Consider the following 13,376-nt stretch of genomic DNA (forward strand, 5'->3'; position numbering starts at 1 on the left):
AACAACACCATGAATCAAACATTACTCGTCGAACTGCAGACCGAAGAACTGCCGCCGAAGGCACTCGTCAAACTGGGCGCGGCCTTTGCCGCCGGCATCGCCAACGGCTTGAAAGCCCGCGACTTCCTCGAACCCGACAGCGTCGTCACCCCTTACGCCACCCCGCGCCGCCTGGCCGTCTCGATCACCAATGTGCGCGCGACCTCGCCCGACAAATCGATCCGCGAAAAAGTGCTGCCGGTCTCGGTGGCCCTGGACAAGGAAGGCAAGCCGAGCGCGCCGCTTGGCAAGAAGCTGGCTGCGCTGGGCTTTCCCGACCTGAAGATCGCCGACCTCGAGCGCGCCCAGGACGGCAAGGCCGAAAGCTTCTTCTACACCTATACCGCGCCGGGGAGTGCGCTCGCCGGCGGCCTGCAGGACGTACTGCAGGACACGGTGGCCAAGCTGCCGATCCCGAAAGTGATGAGCTACCAGCGTCCCGACGGCGCCACGGTCGGCTTCGTGCGTCCTGTGCACCTGCTGCTGGCCCTGCTCGGCGAACAGGTCCTGCCCCTGACCCTGCTGGGGCTGGACGCCGGCCGCCAGACCATGGGCCACCGCTTCCTGTCGCATGGCGGCACGATCGCCATCACCCACGCCGATCACTACGCTGCGATCCTCGAGGAAGAAGGCAAGGTGATCGCCTCGGCCGAGGCGCGCAAGGACAGCATCCGCGCCCAGCTGCTGGAGAAAGCGGGCGCCGACCAGGTCCTGATGCCGGAATCGCTGCTCGACGAAGTGGCGGCCCTGGTCGAGTGGCCGGTGGTCTACGAATGCCATTTCGAGGAAGCCTTCCTGGCCGTGCCGCAGGAATGCCTGATCCTCACCATGCAAACGAACCAGAAATACTTCGCGCTGACCGATGCCGAGGGCAAGCTGCGTTCGCGCTTCCTGATCGTCTCGAACATCGCGACCAGCGATCCGCAGCACATCGTCGGCGGCAACGAGCGCGTGGTGCGCCCGCGCCTGTCGGACGCCAAGTTCTTCTTCGAGCAGGATAAGAAGAAAACCCTCGAGTCGCGCCTGCCGCAGCTGGCGAGTGTCGTCTACCACAACAAGCTGGGCACCCAGCTCGAGCGCACCGAGCGCGTGACGGCGCTCGCCAGCGCCATCGCCAAGCGCCTGGGCTTCGACGTGGCGCGGGCCGAACGCGGCGCACGCCTGGCGAAAGCGGACCTGCTGACCGACATGGTCGGCGAGTTCCCCGAGCTGCAGGGCATTATGGGCACCTATTACGCGCGCCACGATGGCGAGCACGACGAAGTGGCGCTGGCCGCCTCCGAGCATTATCAGCCGCGCTTTGCCGGCGACAAGCTGCCGTCGACGAATACCGGCCTGGCGGTCGCCCTGGCCGACAAGCTGGAAACCCTGGTCGGGATCTGGGCCATCGGCCTGCAGCCGACCGGCGAAAAAGACCCGTTCGCGCTGCGCCGCCATGCCCTGGGCGTGATGCGCATGCTGGTGGAAAAACGCCTGCCGCTGTCGATTTCGGAGCTGCTGGCGGACGCCGCCAGGGTCTTCGAAGGCCAGCCTGCCTTCAAGGACCCGCGTACCGAGGTCGCCGCCTTCATGCTGGACCGCCTGCGCGGCATGCTGCGCGAGCGCGGCTTCACGCCGAACGAGGTCGAGGCGGTGCTGGCCCAGAACCCGGACCGCGTCGACGACGTGGTGCAGCGCCTGGAAGCGGTGCAGGCCTTCGCCGCCCTGCCGGAAAGCGCCTCGCTGGCCGCCGCCAACAAGCGCATCACGAACATCCTGAAAAAGACCGACGCCGCCATCGGGGCGGTGTCCGAGTCGCTGCTGCAGGAAGACGCCGAGCGCAAGCTGTACCAGGCAATCGAAGAAGTTCGTCCGCAAGTCGACGCCGCCTTCGCCGCGGGCGACTTCGCCGGCACGCTCAAGACCCTGGCGCGCCTGCGCGACGACGTCGACGCCTTCTTCAATGACGTGATGGTGATGGCCGAGGACGAGGCGCTGCGCAACAACCGCCTGGCCCTGCTGTCCTCGCTGCACGGGATGATGAACCGCGTCGCCGACATCTCCAAACTGGCCGCCTGATGCCCGACATGAAGCTGATCATCCTCGACCGCGACGGGGTCATCAACCATGACTCGCCGGACTTCATCAAGAGCCCGGCCGAGTGGATCCCGATTCCCGGTTCGCTCGAAGCGATCGCGCGCCTGAACCAGGCCGGCTACCGCGTGATCATCGCCTCGAACCAGTCGGGCATCGCGCGCGAACTGTTCGACATGCCGACCCTGAACGCGATCCACCAGAAGATGCACGACCACGCCCAGCAGGTCGGGGCCGACATCGACGCCGTCTTCTTCTGCCCGCATGCAGCAAGCGACAATTGCGACTGCAGGAAGCCCAAGGCCGGGATGTTCGAGGAGATCAGCAAGCGTTTCAAGGTGAGCCTGAAAGGCGTGCCGACGGTCGGCGACTCGCTGCGCGACCTGCAGGCCGGCTTCGTCAAAGGCTGCCTGCCCTACCTGGTCCTGACCGGGAAGGGTGAAAAAACCCATGAGACCGGAGGCCTGCCTCCCGGCACCCAGGTCTTCCCCGACCTGGCCGCGATGGTCACGGCCTTCCTCAAGACGGCGCCGCGCACCCAGGCCCCGCCGCAGTCCCAGCCCAACTGAAGTCGAAAGAGAGTCTTTTTTGCGTAACGTCGTTCCCTTCCTGCGTTCCCTGCTGTTTGCCGTCGTGATGACGGTCGCCACGGTGGTCTGGGCCTGCGTCTGCTTCCTGGCCGCGCCCCTGCCCTACAACAAGCGCTTCTGGGTGACCTCGCGCTGGAACGTCTTCATCATCTGGTGCGCGAAGGTCATTTGCGGCATCCGCTACCAGTTCAAGGGCTACGAGAACCTGCCCGATGCGCCGGCGATCGTGCTCTCGAAGCACCAGTCGGCCTTCGAGACGATCTTCCTGCTGCCGAACCTGACCCGCCCGCTGGTCTATGTCTTCAAGAAGGAAATCCTCTACATTCCCTTCTTCGGCTGGGCGATGGCGCTGCTGCGCATGATCCCGATCGACCGCAAGGAGGGCAAGAACGCGTTTGCCAACGTGGTCAAGCACGGCAAGCGGCGCCTGGCCGACGGCCAGTGGATCATCATGTTCCCGGAGGGGACGCGCATCCCGGTCGGAAAAAAAGGCAAGTACAAAAGCGGCGGCGCGAGGCTGGCTGTCGAAACCCAAGCCGTGGTCGTGCCGATCGCGCATAATTCGGGCGAATGCTGGCCCAAGAATTCGTTTATCAAACGTCCCGGCCTGGTGACCGTGTCAATTGGTAAGCCGATATCGCCGCAACACCACACTCCCGAGAGTCTGATGCAAGAGGTCGAAAATTGGATAGAATCAGAAATGCGCGTCATTTCGCCCCACGTCTACACCGGTGGTTGAACGAAGTCGGCGCGCTGATCAAAGCACCTCCACTTCAGCACGCCATGACTTCCCCCAAGATCAACGGGTCCCAGCTGGACCTGTTCAAGCAAGACACCAGCACGCAGGACCCGTTCGACCGGGTCCTGAACGCTCCCCCGACGGCGCCGGCCGCAAGGCCGCTGCCGCCACCGCCGCAGCCGCTGTTCAAGGCGCCTCCGAGCCCGCCGCGCATCAACCTCCCCTCCCCGCCACGCACGCCTGACGATCCGCCGCTGCGGCGCATCGTGCTGGGCCAGTACGCGGTCGACTATGAACTGAAACGCTCGTCGCGCCGCTCGATCGGCTTCATGATCGACGACGACGGCCTGCACGTGACGGCGCCGCGCCGCGCCATCCTGCCCGACATCGACAACGCGATCCGCGCCAAGCAGCGCTGGATCCTGACCAAGCTGCACGAACGCGGCGAACGCCGCGCCAAGCGCGCCGAGCGCGCGCCGCTGCGCTGGGTCGACGGCGCCTGCCTGCCCTACCTCGGTGGCGAGATCACCCTGCGCCTGCAGGAGGCGGCGCGCAGCCACTGCGCGTTCGATCCCGAGACGCGCGAACTGCGGGTCGGCGTGACGCCGGGGCTGTCGGAGTGGCAGCTCAAGGAGCGCATCAAGCTGTGGTTCCAGGCCGAGGCCAAGCGCCTGTTCGTCGAACGGCTCGACCTGTACGCGCCGCAGCTGGACGTGCATTACCGTTCGCTGACGCTGTCGTCGGCCGGCACCCGCTGGGGATCGTGCACGGTGGCCGGGAACATCCGCCTGAACTGGCGCCTGGTGCATTACGCGCTGCCGCTGGTCGACTACGTCGTCGTGCACGAGCTGGCGCACCTGCGCGAAATGAACCACAGCCCGCGCTTCTGGGCGGTGGTCGGTTCGGTGTTCGCGGATTACGATGGCGCGCGCCTCGAATTGCGGCGGCGCTCGCATGAGATGCCGGTATTGTTTGCGGATTGACCGGCTGCGCTTGCGTTAGTTGAACGCGTGGACGGCGAAGCCGTCCACCCTACGTCCTTTGCACCTGTAGGGTGGACGGGTTTCCCGTCCACGCGTTCAAACATCGCCTGAGAAGCCGCAAGGCCCTTGGCTACCTCAACACATTATCCCGCCGCGCCTGCGCCAGCATGCGCATCGCGCCCTGCTGCGCCTCGTCCAGGCAGCGAAACGGAATCGGCAGCGTGCCCCGTTTCAGGACCATCATGAAGCCGCGCGAGTAGGTGCGCACGGCCGTGACGTCGGCCCAGTCGATCAGGGTGACGCCGCCGCTGGTGCGCACGATGCCGTGGCGGTCGATGGTGAATTCGTAGGTGCGGCGGTTACGTCCAAGCATCAGGAAACGGAAGGCCGCGCTCAGGGTGCTTTTCAGCTGCATGTACAGGCTGGCGGGCCAGCGGATATGGCGGCGCCGGATCAGGTAGCCGCCATGCTGCCACATGAAGCCGACGTACTCGCGCAGCGAATAGCGCACGAAGAAATGCAGGTCGCATAAGGCGAGCTGGGCCTGGCTCGGGGCGGTCCGCGGCACCTTGCCTGCCGCGCCGTAGTAAGCGTCGTTCATCCCATCCATACCCTGGTGCGCCATGGTGGCGGTCGGCCTGGTGTTGCCGGCCGGCCCTGGGTCATTCAACGACGACATGCGCGCCCCCTTCTTCTTCTACCGTGCTCAAAAAGCAATGGTATCAAACCCTAGGCTATTTCCTGTTGCAAGACTTCAACAGTGCGCAGGGTCGCGCCCCGATGGCGCTGCGCGAAGGCCGCGGCGCGCGCGCCCATCGCCTCGCGCTGGCCGGCGTCGCGCAGCAGCGCCGCCGCCTGCGCCAGCAGAGCGTCCGCATCCGGCACCCGCACGGCGCCGCCCGCAGCCACCGCTTCGTCGGTCGCGTCCAGGAAGTTGAAGGTGTGCTCGCCGACCAGCACCGGCTTGCCGAGGGCGCAGGCTTCGATCAGGTTCTGTCCGCCCAGGGGCAGCAGGCTGCCGCCGATGAAGGCGCAATCGCAGGCCGCGTAATAGGCGAACATCTCGCCCATCGAGTCGCCGAGGACAACTTGCGCCCCGGCGGCCGCCTCGGCGCCGGCTGCCGCGTCCGACAGCTGCGAGCGGCGCGCCAGCGACAGGCCGCGCGCGCGCACCATCTGCGCCACTTCGTCGAAGCGCTGCGGGTGGCGCGGCACCAGCACCAGCAGCATGCCGGGCGGCCGCGGGTCCAGGCGCGCGTACGCGTCGAGGATCAGTTCCTCCTCGCCTTCGCGGGTGCTGGCGCACAGCAGCACCGGACGCGCGCCCGCGGCGGCCCCCATTTGCGCGCGCAGCCAGGCGCCGAGTTCCAGCGCAGCTTGCGGCGGCACCACGTCGAACTTGATGCTGCCCGTGACCGTGACCTTCGGCGCGCCCAGCGAGCGGATGCGCGCGGCGTCGTCGTCGGTCTGCGCCGCCACCACCGTGATGGCGCGCGCCGCCCCCGACATCAGGGTGCCGAAACGCTGGCCGCGGCGCAGCGAGCGCTCGGACAGGCGGGCGTTGACCAGCGCCACAGGCACCCCGTGCACGGCGCAGCCCTGGATCAGGTTCGGCCACACTTCGGTCTCCATCAGGATGCAGATGCGCGGCGCGTAATGGCGCAGGAAACGGCCGACCATGAAGCCGGTGTCGTAAGGCAGGAAGGACTGCACCACGCGCTCGCCGTGGTGCGCGAACAGCGCGCGCCCGGTAGCGCGCCCGGTCGGCGTCATGTGGGTGAGCAGCACGCGGCTGTCGGGCCAGTTGGCCAGCAGGGCCTCCACCAGCGGCTGCGCCGCGCGCGTCTCGCCGACCGACACGGCGTGCACCATGAAGGTCGGGCGCGCCGGGCCCGGCAAATCCGGGTAAAAGCCCAGGCGCTCGGCCACGCCGCTGCGGTAGCCCGGCTCCTTGCGCCCGCGCCACCACAGGCGCAGCAGCACCAGCGGCAGGGCCAGCCACCACAGGATCGAATACAGGGTGCGGTTCATCGGGCGCCAAGCAGGCCGCGCGCCGCGGCGATGACGTCGCTTGCCGAGGGCGGCGCGCCCTGGTCGCCGAGATTGACGATGGAAGGCGACCAGTTGCCCTCGGTCTTCCACTTCGGCGAATCCGCGTAGATCTCGACGGTCGGCCGGTAAAAGGCGGCGGCGATGTGGGTCAGGCCGGTGTCGACGCCGACCGCGAGCGCGGCCTGCTGCGCCAGCGTGACCGCGTCCATCATCGACAATTTCGGCAGCACGCGCGCATTCGGCATGCCGGCGGCGAGCTGTTCGGCCTCGCGCTTCTCCCCTTCGGAACCCCAGGGCAGCAGCACCGGCATCGGCGCCAGCGCCTGGGCGGTGGCGATCCAGTTCGCCGGCGACCACTTCTTGGCGTCGCGCGCCGTCCCGTGGAAGAAGACGGCATAGTCCTCGCGCGGCAGCCAGCCGGGCCGTTTTGCGGCCTCGGGCGGCGGCAGTCCGAAGTCGGGCGGCGTATCGACCGCATAGCCGAGCGCGGCGCCGGCGACCAGGCGGCCGCGCGCTACCGCATGGGTACGCGGGTCGAGCGGGATGCTCTCGGTATGGAAGAAGCGCGAGGCGCCTTCGTAGCCCGAGCCTTCGCTGCCGTTGGCCAGGCCGACCTTGCGCCCGCCGCGGCGAACGCGCGCGGCGCCCATGATGATCCCGGTCTTGAGCAGGCCCTGGGTATCGAACACGACATCGTATTCTTCCTCGCGCAGGGTGCGCCAGAACTGCTTCATTTCAGCGCGGGTCTCCGCCTTGCCGAGCCCCTTGCGCCAGCGCCGCAGCGCGAAGGGAATGATCTTGCGCACATGGGGATTGAGGCGCACCAGGCTGACATAGCCCTCTTCCACCACCCAGTCGATGGTGGCGCCCGGATGGTGGCGCAGGATGTCGGCCACCATGGGCAAGTTGTGCAGCACATCGCCCAGCGACGACACGCGCACCAGTAATATCTTCACGTGGATCTCTCTTCAGGACCGCTTCAGAACGGCAGTTTCGCATCCGGCTTGGCGGCCAGGATCACGCTGCGGAACTCGTCCTGGATGCGTGCCAGGGCCTCCGGGCTCTCGCCTTCGAAACGCAGCACCACGACCGGCGTCGTGTTCGACGAACGCGCCAGGCCGAAGCCGTCCGGGTATTCGACGCGCAGGCCGTCGATGTCGTTGATCTTCGCCGAACTCGGGAAAGTCGCGTCCGTGCGCAGCTTGTCGATCAGGGCGAAATTCTCGCCTTCCTGCAGGTGCAGGTGCAGCTCGGGGGTGCTGATCGCCATCGGCAGCGCGTTCAGGACGCTCGACGGGTCGTCGAAGCGGGTCAGCAGCTCGAGCATGCGCGCGCCCGAATACAGGCCGTCGTCGAAGCCGTACCAGCGGTCCTTGAAGAAGATGTGGCCGCTCATTTCGCCGCCCAGCGGCGCCCCCGTCTCGCGCAGCTTGGCCTTCACCAGCGAGTGGCCGGTCTTGTACATCAGCGGGCGGCCGCCATGCTGTTCGATATACGGCGCCAGGTGGCGCGTGCACTTCACGTCGTACAGGATTTCCGCGCCCGGATTGCGCGACAACACGTCGGCCGCGAACAGCATCATCTGGCGGTCCGGATAGATGATGTGGCCATCCTTGGTGACGATGCCGAGGCGGTCGCCGTCGCCGTCGAAGGCCAGGCCGATCTCGGCGTCGGTGGTCTGCAGCGCGCGGATCAGGTCCTGCAGGTTTTCCGGGTGCGCCGGGTCCGGGTGGTGGTTCGGGAAGTGGCCGTCCACTTCGCAGAACAGCTCGACCACCTCGCAGCCCATGCCGCGGTACAGGTCGCCCGCGAAGGCGCCGGCCACGCCGTTGCCGCAGTCGACCGCGATCTTCATCGGGCGCGCGACCTTGACGTCGCCGACGATGCGTTCGAGGTAGGCTGCGCGGATGTCGTGGGTGGAATAGGCGCCGGGTTCGGCTGCGTCGCTGCCGTCATGCGCCAGGATGCTCTCGTACAGGCCGGTGATGGCGTCGCCGTAGATCGCCTCGCCCGCCAGCACCATCTTGAAACCGTTGTAGTCGGGCGGATTGTGGCTGCCGGTGACCATGATGCCCGAGCGCGTCCCTTCCAGCACATTGGTGCCGAAATAGACCATCGGGGTGGCGACCATGCCGAGGTCGACGACGTCGACGCCGGCGGCCTGCAGGCCCTCGGCCAGCGCCGCGGCCAGTTCCGGCCCCGACAGGCGGCCATCGCGGCCGATCACGACCTTGCGCTCTCCCTTCGCCAGCGCGGCGCGGCCAAAGGCCTGCCCGATGCTGCGCGCGACGCCGGCGTCGAGCGTGCTGTCGATGACGCCGCGGATGTCATAAGCCTTGAAGATCGTTTTTGAGAGAGCAACCATGTTCTACCTTGAAAAGTCAGGCGCAAAGCCGCCAGCCTGCAGCAACAGGACAGCGAAGGCACCGCATATTAGTGGGATGACAAAACAGGAAGTATTGTAGCGGCTAGCGCGGCCACCCGGGAAACCCGTGGCCAGCTAGAGTGCGCACCGGCGAGCGCCGGTAACACGACCGATGTTCAAACCCGAACACCAGTTAGCGTATCGAGGACTCGAGAAACCGTAGCGAGCGGAAGTAGTCTTGGCCGAGGCGCGGAGCTGTACGAGTAGTACAGCGAGCACCGCAGGCCAAGAATACGACGCGCAGCAGGTTTATCGAGTTCTCATCATCAAACGCGGAGTTTGTCGAGGGACTTGCCGCCTTCGACCCACTCCTTGACCCACTTCGGCTGGCGGCCACGGCCAGTCCATTGCTGCGACGAATTGTCCGGGTGGCGATAACGCACGGCGACCGTGCCGGTTTTTCCGCCACGCGCCGGGGTATTGATCAGGTCTTTCAGCGGAACACCGACCTTTTGGGCGATTGCCAGGATCTGCTCGCGCGCCTGTTGCACTTCCTGGTGCTCACGCTGTTTCATTTCCTGCTTGATTTGCTCCTGCAGGTTGCGCAAATCGCCCACCGACATATTTGACAGATCCATCATCGTTCCTTGAGTGTTGGGTTAATCCAATTCAGGTGAATTCTCACCAAATGTCGCAATATACTACATTGGCAATTTATTGCCAGTCCTTCTTGCGCAAAATGAGCCATCGTGGAGACTTGAATCGAACGATACGCGCATACAGCCAGACGTAACTGATTACAAACAACAAACAGAATACTATCAAGACAATGGTGTTTTGCCAGAACAATGTCGCCGGGATCACCGCCATGAGTGAAAATAACCACAAATAGGGCGAGGTGCGGGCATTTCGCTTCAGCAGTGCACGAGCCTCCTTCATACCGACAGTCCACCTGACAATACGCCTGAAAATAAGGCTATGCAAGTGAATACCGTCGGGTACAGCCGGCGATTTGCCACGTACAAACATACGACGGTAAGCGGAAAAGATTGTTTCGAATGCGGGGTAAATCAACAACAGTGCTGCATACCAGGTCGATACCTCAGGATTGCGCATTACAAGCAACATCGCCAGTTCGCCGAGCATGAATCCGATAAAGTAGGCGCCGCCATCGCCGAGGAAGATCAGGCCTACCGGATAATTCCAGACCAGGAAGCCGGCGGTGGCACCGGCAACGGTCAAGGCCGTAATCAGCACGAACATGTCGTCCACCTGCAACGCTACATAAGCGAGCGAGAGCAGCATGCAAATCGTTACCATGCTCGCCAGGCCGTTGAAGCCGTCGATAATATTCACCGCATTGGCGATACCGGCCACCGCCAATACCGTCAGGGGCAGCGCCAGCCAGTTCGACATCCACAATACGAGGCCGAACGGCAAGTCGATGCGGCCGATCCTGGCGTCGAGCAGCAGGTAGGCGAGCATCGCGCCCGCCATCGTCAGCAGCAGCCTGCGCGAGGGACGCACGGCGCCGGTATAGTCTTCGAACAGGCCGCCGATGAAGGCCACGAAGGCGCAGACCAGGAGCAAGGCCAGCCACTGCGCCAGCGCCGGCTCGCGCCAGATCGAGACCGCTGCCGTGAGCACCACCGCGAGGTAGATCGGCAGGCCGCCGATACGCGCCACCAGGTGGCTGTGGGCGCGCTGGACGCCGCGGAAATTGCAGTCGAGCGCAGGCTCATGGAGTTTCGCCTGCTTGATGACAAGCAGGGTCAGCAGAGCGGAACAGGCGAAGCTGACGAGGAAAGAGAACATGAATATCCTGCGGATTTCACCGTTCGGGTACAGCGCAGGGCGCTCGCTGGCGTGCATTGCGTCGGCGGCGGGCAGGTCGGACCGCGCCTGCGTTCGGACCGTGATTCCATTCTAACCGCATAAGCGCCCTCATCCCGGCACGCCAGTTTATCGTGTGGCGCATGCACACGATTGCGCAAAATCGCCTGCCATTGCCATGCTCGAAAGAAAATGACATTTGCGCTGCCTCAAAATAGGTATCGGCGTAACCTGGCAGGTGTTTCAACGGCACTGCTGCCTCGATTGGTACAAACCTGGTACAAATGCCATTCCTGTCCAGTAACGCATAAGACTGCGGGCTAAAACCGTCCGGGACGGCTGCCGTGCAGGACAACAGGCCGGTACGGCGAGCCGGCGTGGCAAGCGGAATGCCGGGCGTGAGTGGCCTATGCCTTGCCCATCCTGGAATGGCAATGGCATCGATATAAACGATTCCGAAAACAGGCTCGTCAAAGGAGATCCGATTCAAGCCGCCACGCTTTCGCCATGCCCGCGAACGCATTCGGGCAGCAATGCTTTTGTCGCAGCGGCGGCGATCATGTCCGCTTCGCCGATAAGCTCGCTCAAATGCAGTCGGGCTTGCCGTGCTTGCGGAAAGACGGCCAGTCGGTGCCGTTTTCGCCAGCGTCCAAATGCAAGGACAAAGCCGCCGGTGGACATCGGCCGCAAGACGATCGCACGATAACCCGTACGCCAGACTTGTTTCGCGGCGACCGCCGATACGACAGCAATAGCCGCTGCCGGGATAATCGGGATATGGCGAAACAGCGGCAACCAATGATTGGCACTCGTCGATTACCGGCAATTACCTGCACAGGCTTGCCGGGCCACATCGGCCAACAATCGGTCCATGCACGCTGCATACGATGCCGCGCCATCGGTCCCTGCCACCGCCGGCCGCCAAAATCATTTAGTATGCCCCGAAGGCAAACCGCCGCCCGCACCGGCGGTGCGTGCGCATGATCCAGCCAACACACTGCGCGGCGCGTGGCCGCCGCGCCACTGAAAAAGAAACGATGAAAACTTACGTCATAGGCGACCTGCAGGGTTGCGCCCACGAGGCCCAGGCCCTGCTCGAGAAGATCGCCGAGGATGCGCAAGGCGACGCGCGCATCCTGTTCGTCGGCGACCTGATCAACCGGGGCCCGGAATCGCTGATGGCGCTGCGGAGCATGAAGGCGCTGCACGAGGCGAGCGGCGGACGGGTCGAAGCCCTGCTGGGCAACCACGACCTGCACTTGCTGGCAGTGGCCGTGGGCGCCCAGCGCGCCGGCAAATCCGACACCCTGGAGGAGATCCTGGCCGCGCCCGACCGCGACGAGTTGATCGGCTGGCTGCGCCAGCGCCCGCTTGCCATGTTCGTCGACGCCCACCTGTGCGTGCACGCCGGCGTGCCGCCGCAATGGGATGCGGCGCAGACGATGGCCTTGGCGGGCGAAGTCGAGACCATGTTGCGCAGCGAAGGCTGGATCGATTTCCTGGCGCAGATGTACGGCAACGAGCCCGACCGCTGGGACGACGGCCTGGAAGGCGTCCCGCGCCTGCGCTGCATCGTCAACGCATTGACCCGCATGCGCCTGTGCCTGCCCGACGGCACCATGGATTTCGCGCACAAGGAAAGCGAAAGCGGCCCGATCGGATCGGGCCTGCTGCCCTGGTTCGACCTGCCCGGACGGCGCACGCTCGATGTCACGGTGGTGTTCGGCCACTGGTCGGCGCTGGGCCTGGTCCTGCGCCCCAACCTGATCGGGCTCGACAGCGGCTGCGTCTGGGGCGGCAAGCTTACTGCCGTCTGCCTCGACGACCGCAAGCTGTTGCAGGTCGATTGCCCGGAATACCGGCCGCACAGCGGCAAGCCCTAGCGACAGCCCTTATCGCCCCGCTGCGGGCGCCACGGCCATCGGCCTGCCCTCGGCGGCGAGCGCCTGCTCGATCGCGTCGTGCGCCGCCTGCGCCAGCTCGCGTCGGTGCGCGCCCTCGCCTTCCAGCGGCGCCAGGCAGGCCAGGCGCGCCCTGACCGGCGGACCGCCCAGGATCCTGGCGATGCTTTGCATGAAGCTGACGTCGCCGGTGTAATCCACGCTCGCATGCCAGCCACCCTCGGCGTCGAGGTAGGCCAGCGCGCAGGGCTGCACTGCGACCCGGGCGTCGATCGCCGCCTCGAACAGGTTGGCGTGGAAAGGCAGCACCTGGCCCTGGCTGGCGACGGTGCCCTCCGGGAAGAAGGCGATCCGTTCGCCCTGCTGCAAGACCGCCACCAGCCCCTTGAAGAGGTGGCGCAGCTCGCGCCGGTTGCCGCGCGCGATGAAGACGGTGCCGGCGGCGGCGGCCAGCCAGCCGAGCACCGGCCAGGCGCGGATTTCGGCCTTGGCCACGAAGCGGCACGGATACAGCGAGTCGATGACGAAGATGTCGAGCCACGAAATGTGGTTGGCGACGAAGACGGCATGCTCGAGCGGCCTGGCGCCGGGCGCCGCCTCGACCTGCACATTGTAGATGGCAAGCAGGCGGCGCGACCAGCGCCGCGTGGCGGCGTCGCGCAGGGCGCGCCCGGCCCACGGGAACACGAGCGCGCAGGTGGCCAGCCCGGCAAGCAGGTGGACGGTCACGCGCGCGAGGCGCCAGGCGAGGCGAAGACGTGTCATGGATACAGGGGCGGCGAGCGGCCGGATGCGGCTCGC

Annotated in this window: 13 protein-coding genes; 5 read left to right on the top strand and 8 right to left on the bottom strand. The window is 65.7% G+C overall.

Going from position 1 to position 13,376, the window contains the following annotated elements; all coding sequences use genetic code 11:
- Nucleotides 1–9 precede the first annotated feature (9 nt).
- Genes glyS through ACFPAH_RS07280 form a run of 4 tightly spaced genes read left to right on the top strand, consistent with a single transcriptional unit; the run spans nucleotide 10 to nucleotide 4,424 of the window.
- On the top strand, nucleotides 10–2,097 hold the full coding sequence (gene glyS / locus ACFPAH_RS07265; protein WP_379742811.1) for a glycine--tRNA ligase subunit beta: 2,088 nt from the start codon (nucleotides 10–12) through the stop codon (nucleotides 2,095–2,097).
- An 8-nt stretch (nucleotides 2,098–2,105) separates the two neighbouring features.
- Nucleotides 2,106–2,681: a D-glycero-beta-D-manno-heptose 1,7-bisphosphate 7-phosphatase gene (gmhB, locus tag ACFPAH_RS07270; RefSeq protein WP_379743029.1), complete on the top strand. Its 576-nt coding sequence runs from the start codon at nucleotides 2,106–2,108 to the stop codon at nucleotides 2,679–2,681.
- A 19-nt stretch (nucleotides 2,682–2,700) separates the two neighbouring features.
- Entirely contained in the window at nucleotides 2,701–3,441 is a 741-nt protein-coding gene (locus ACFPAH_RS07275; protein ID WP_379742814.1) for a lysophospholipid acyltransferase family protein, read from the top strand.
- Nucleotides 3,442–3,485: 44 nt separating this feature from the next.
- Entirely contained in the window at nucleotides 3,486–4,424 is a 939-nt protein-coding gene (locus ACFPAH_RS07280) for a M48 family metallopeptidase (protein WP_379742817.1), read from the top strand.
- A gap of 130 nt (nucleotides 4,425–4,554) precedes the next feature.
- Here the strand turns inward: ACFPAH_RS07280 and ACFPAH_RS07285 are convergent, their stop codons facing one another.
- From ACFPAH_RS07285 to ACFPAH_RS07315, 7 genes are all read right to left on the bottom strand, one after another.
- Complete coding sequence (locus tag ACFPAH_RS07285) at nucleotides 4,555–5,103, bottom strand: YcxB family protein (protein ID WP_379742820.1); 549 nt, start codon at nucleotides 5,101–5,103, stop codon at nucleotides 4,555–4,557.
- A 50-nt stretch (nucleotides 5,104–5,153) separates the two neighbouring features.
- Nucleotides 5,154–6,455: a lipid IV(A) 3-deoxy-D-manno-octulosonic acid transferase gene (waaA, locus tag ACFPAH_RS07290; protein WP_379742823.1), complete on the bottom strand. Its 1,302-nt coding sequence runs from the start codon at nucleotides 6,453–6,455 to the stop codon at nucleotides 5,154–5,156.
- The gene (gene waaC, locus ACFPAH_RS07295; RefSeq protein ID WP_379742826.1) at nucleotides 6,452–7,432 is read right to left on the bottom strand and encodes a lipopolysaccharide heptosyltransferase I; all 981 of its coding nucleotides are present in this window, start codon (nucleotides 7,430–7,432) and stop codon (nucleotides 6,452–6,454) included. The genes waaA and waaC overlap by 4 nt, the downstream gene beginning before the upstream one ends.
- Nucleotides 7,433–7,455: 23 nt before the next feature.
- A complete protein-coding gene (locus tag ACFPAH_RS07300; protein WP_379742829.1) occupies nucleotides 7,456–8,841 on the bottom strand; it encodes a phosphomannomutase/phosphoglucomutase in 1,386 nt (461 codons plus the stop codon).
- A 326-nt stretch (nucleotides 8,842–9,167) separates the two neighbouring features.
- Entirely contained in the window at nucleotides 9,168–9,479 is a 312-nt protein-coding gene (locus ACFPAH_RS07305; protein WP_379743032.1) for an H-NS family nucleoid-associated regulatory protein, read from the bottom strand.
- A gap of 76 nt (nucleotides 9,480–9,555) precedes the next feature.
- Complete coding sequence (locus tag ACFPAH_RS07310; RefSeq protein ID WP_379742832.1) at nucleotides 9,556–10,656, bottom strand: glycosyltransferase family 4 protein; 1,101 nt, start codon at nucleotides 10,654–10,656, stop codon at nucleotides 9,556–9,558.
- Between the two features lie 504 nt (nucleotides 10,657–11,160).
- On the bottom strand, nucleotides 11,161–11,469 hold the full coding sequence (locus ACFPAH_RS07315) for a hypothetical protein (RefSeq protein WP_379742835.1): 309 nt from the start codon (nucleotides 11,467–11,469) through the stop codon (nucleotides 11,161–11,163).
- Nucleotides 11,470–11,711: 242 nt separating this feature from the next.
- Between ACFPAH_RS07315 and ACFPAH_RS07320 the strand changes: the two genes are divergently transcribed.
- Nucleotides 11,712–12,557 carry a symmetrical bis(5'-nucleosyl)-tetraphosphatase gene (locus ACFPAH_RS07320; RefSeq protein WP_379742838.1) on the top strand — a complete coding sequence of 282 codons (846 nt, stop codon included), beginning with the start codon at nucleotides 11,712–11,714 and terminating at the stop codon, nucleotides 12,555–12,557.
- Between the two features lie 9 nt (nucleotides 12,558–12,566).
- Here the strand turns inward: ACFPAH_RS07320 and ACFPAH_RS07325 are convergent, their stop codons facing one another.
- A complete protein-coding gene (locus ACFPAH_RS07325) occupies nucleotides 12,567–13,340 on the bottom strand; it encodes a lysophospholipid acyltransferase family protein (protein WP_379742842.1) in 774 nt (257 codons plus the stop codon).
- Nucleotides 13,341–13,376: the final 36 nt, after the last annotated feature.

It is taken from the genome of Massilia sp. GCM10023247, assembly GCF_042653325.1.
In the GTDB taxonomy this organism is placed as follows: domain Bacteria; phylum Pseudomonadota; class Gammaproteobacteria; order Burkholderiales; family Burkholderiaceae_D; genus Telluria.

Coding starts and splice junctions, on each gene's coding strand:
- glyS (WP_379742811.1), top strand. CDS start 10: ATGAATCAAACATTACTCGTCGAACTGCAGACCGAAGAACTGCCGCCG.
- gmhB (WP_379743029.1), top strand. CDS start 2,106: ATGAAGCTGATCATCCTCGACCGCGACGGGGTCATCAACCATGACTCG.
- ACFPAH_RS07280 (WP_379742817.1), top strand. CDS start 3,486: ATGACTTCCCCCAAGATCAACGGGTCCCAGCTGGACCTGTTCAAGCAA.
- ACFPAH_RS07285 (WP_379742820.1), bottom strand. CDS start 5,103: ATGTCGTCGTTGAATGACCCAGGGCCGGCCGGCAACACCAGGCCGACC.
- waaA (WP_379742823.1), bottom strand. CDS start 6,455: ATGAACCGCACCCTGTATTCGATCCTGTGGTGGCTGGCCCTGCCGCTG.
- ACFPAH_RS07300 (WP_379742829.1), bottom strand. CDS start 8,841: ATGGTTGCTCTCTCAAAAACGATCTTCAAGGCTTATGACATCCGCGGC.
- ACFPAH_RS07305 (WP_379743032.1), bottom strand. CDS start 9,479: ATGGATCTGTCAAATATGTCGGTGGGCGATTTGCGCAACCTGCAGGAG.
- ACFPAH_RS07310 (WP_379742832.1), bottom strand. CDS start 10,656: ATGTTCTCTTTCCTCGTCAGCTTCGCCTGTTCCGCTCTGCTGACCCTG.
- ACFPAH_RS07320 (WP_379742838.1), top strand. CDS start 11,712: ATGAAAACTTACGTCATAGGCGACCTGCAGGGTTGCGCCCACGAGGCC.
- ACFPAH_RS07325 (WP_379742842.1), bottom strand. CDS start 13,340: ATGACACGTCTTCGCCTCGCCTGGCGCCTCGCGCGCGTGACCGTCCAC.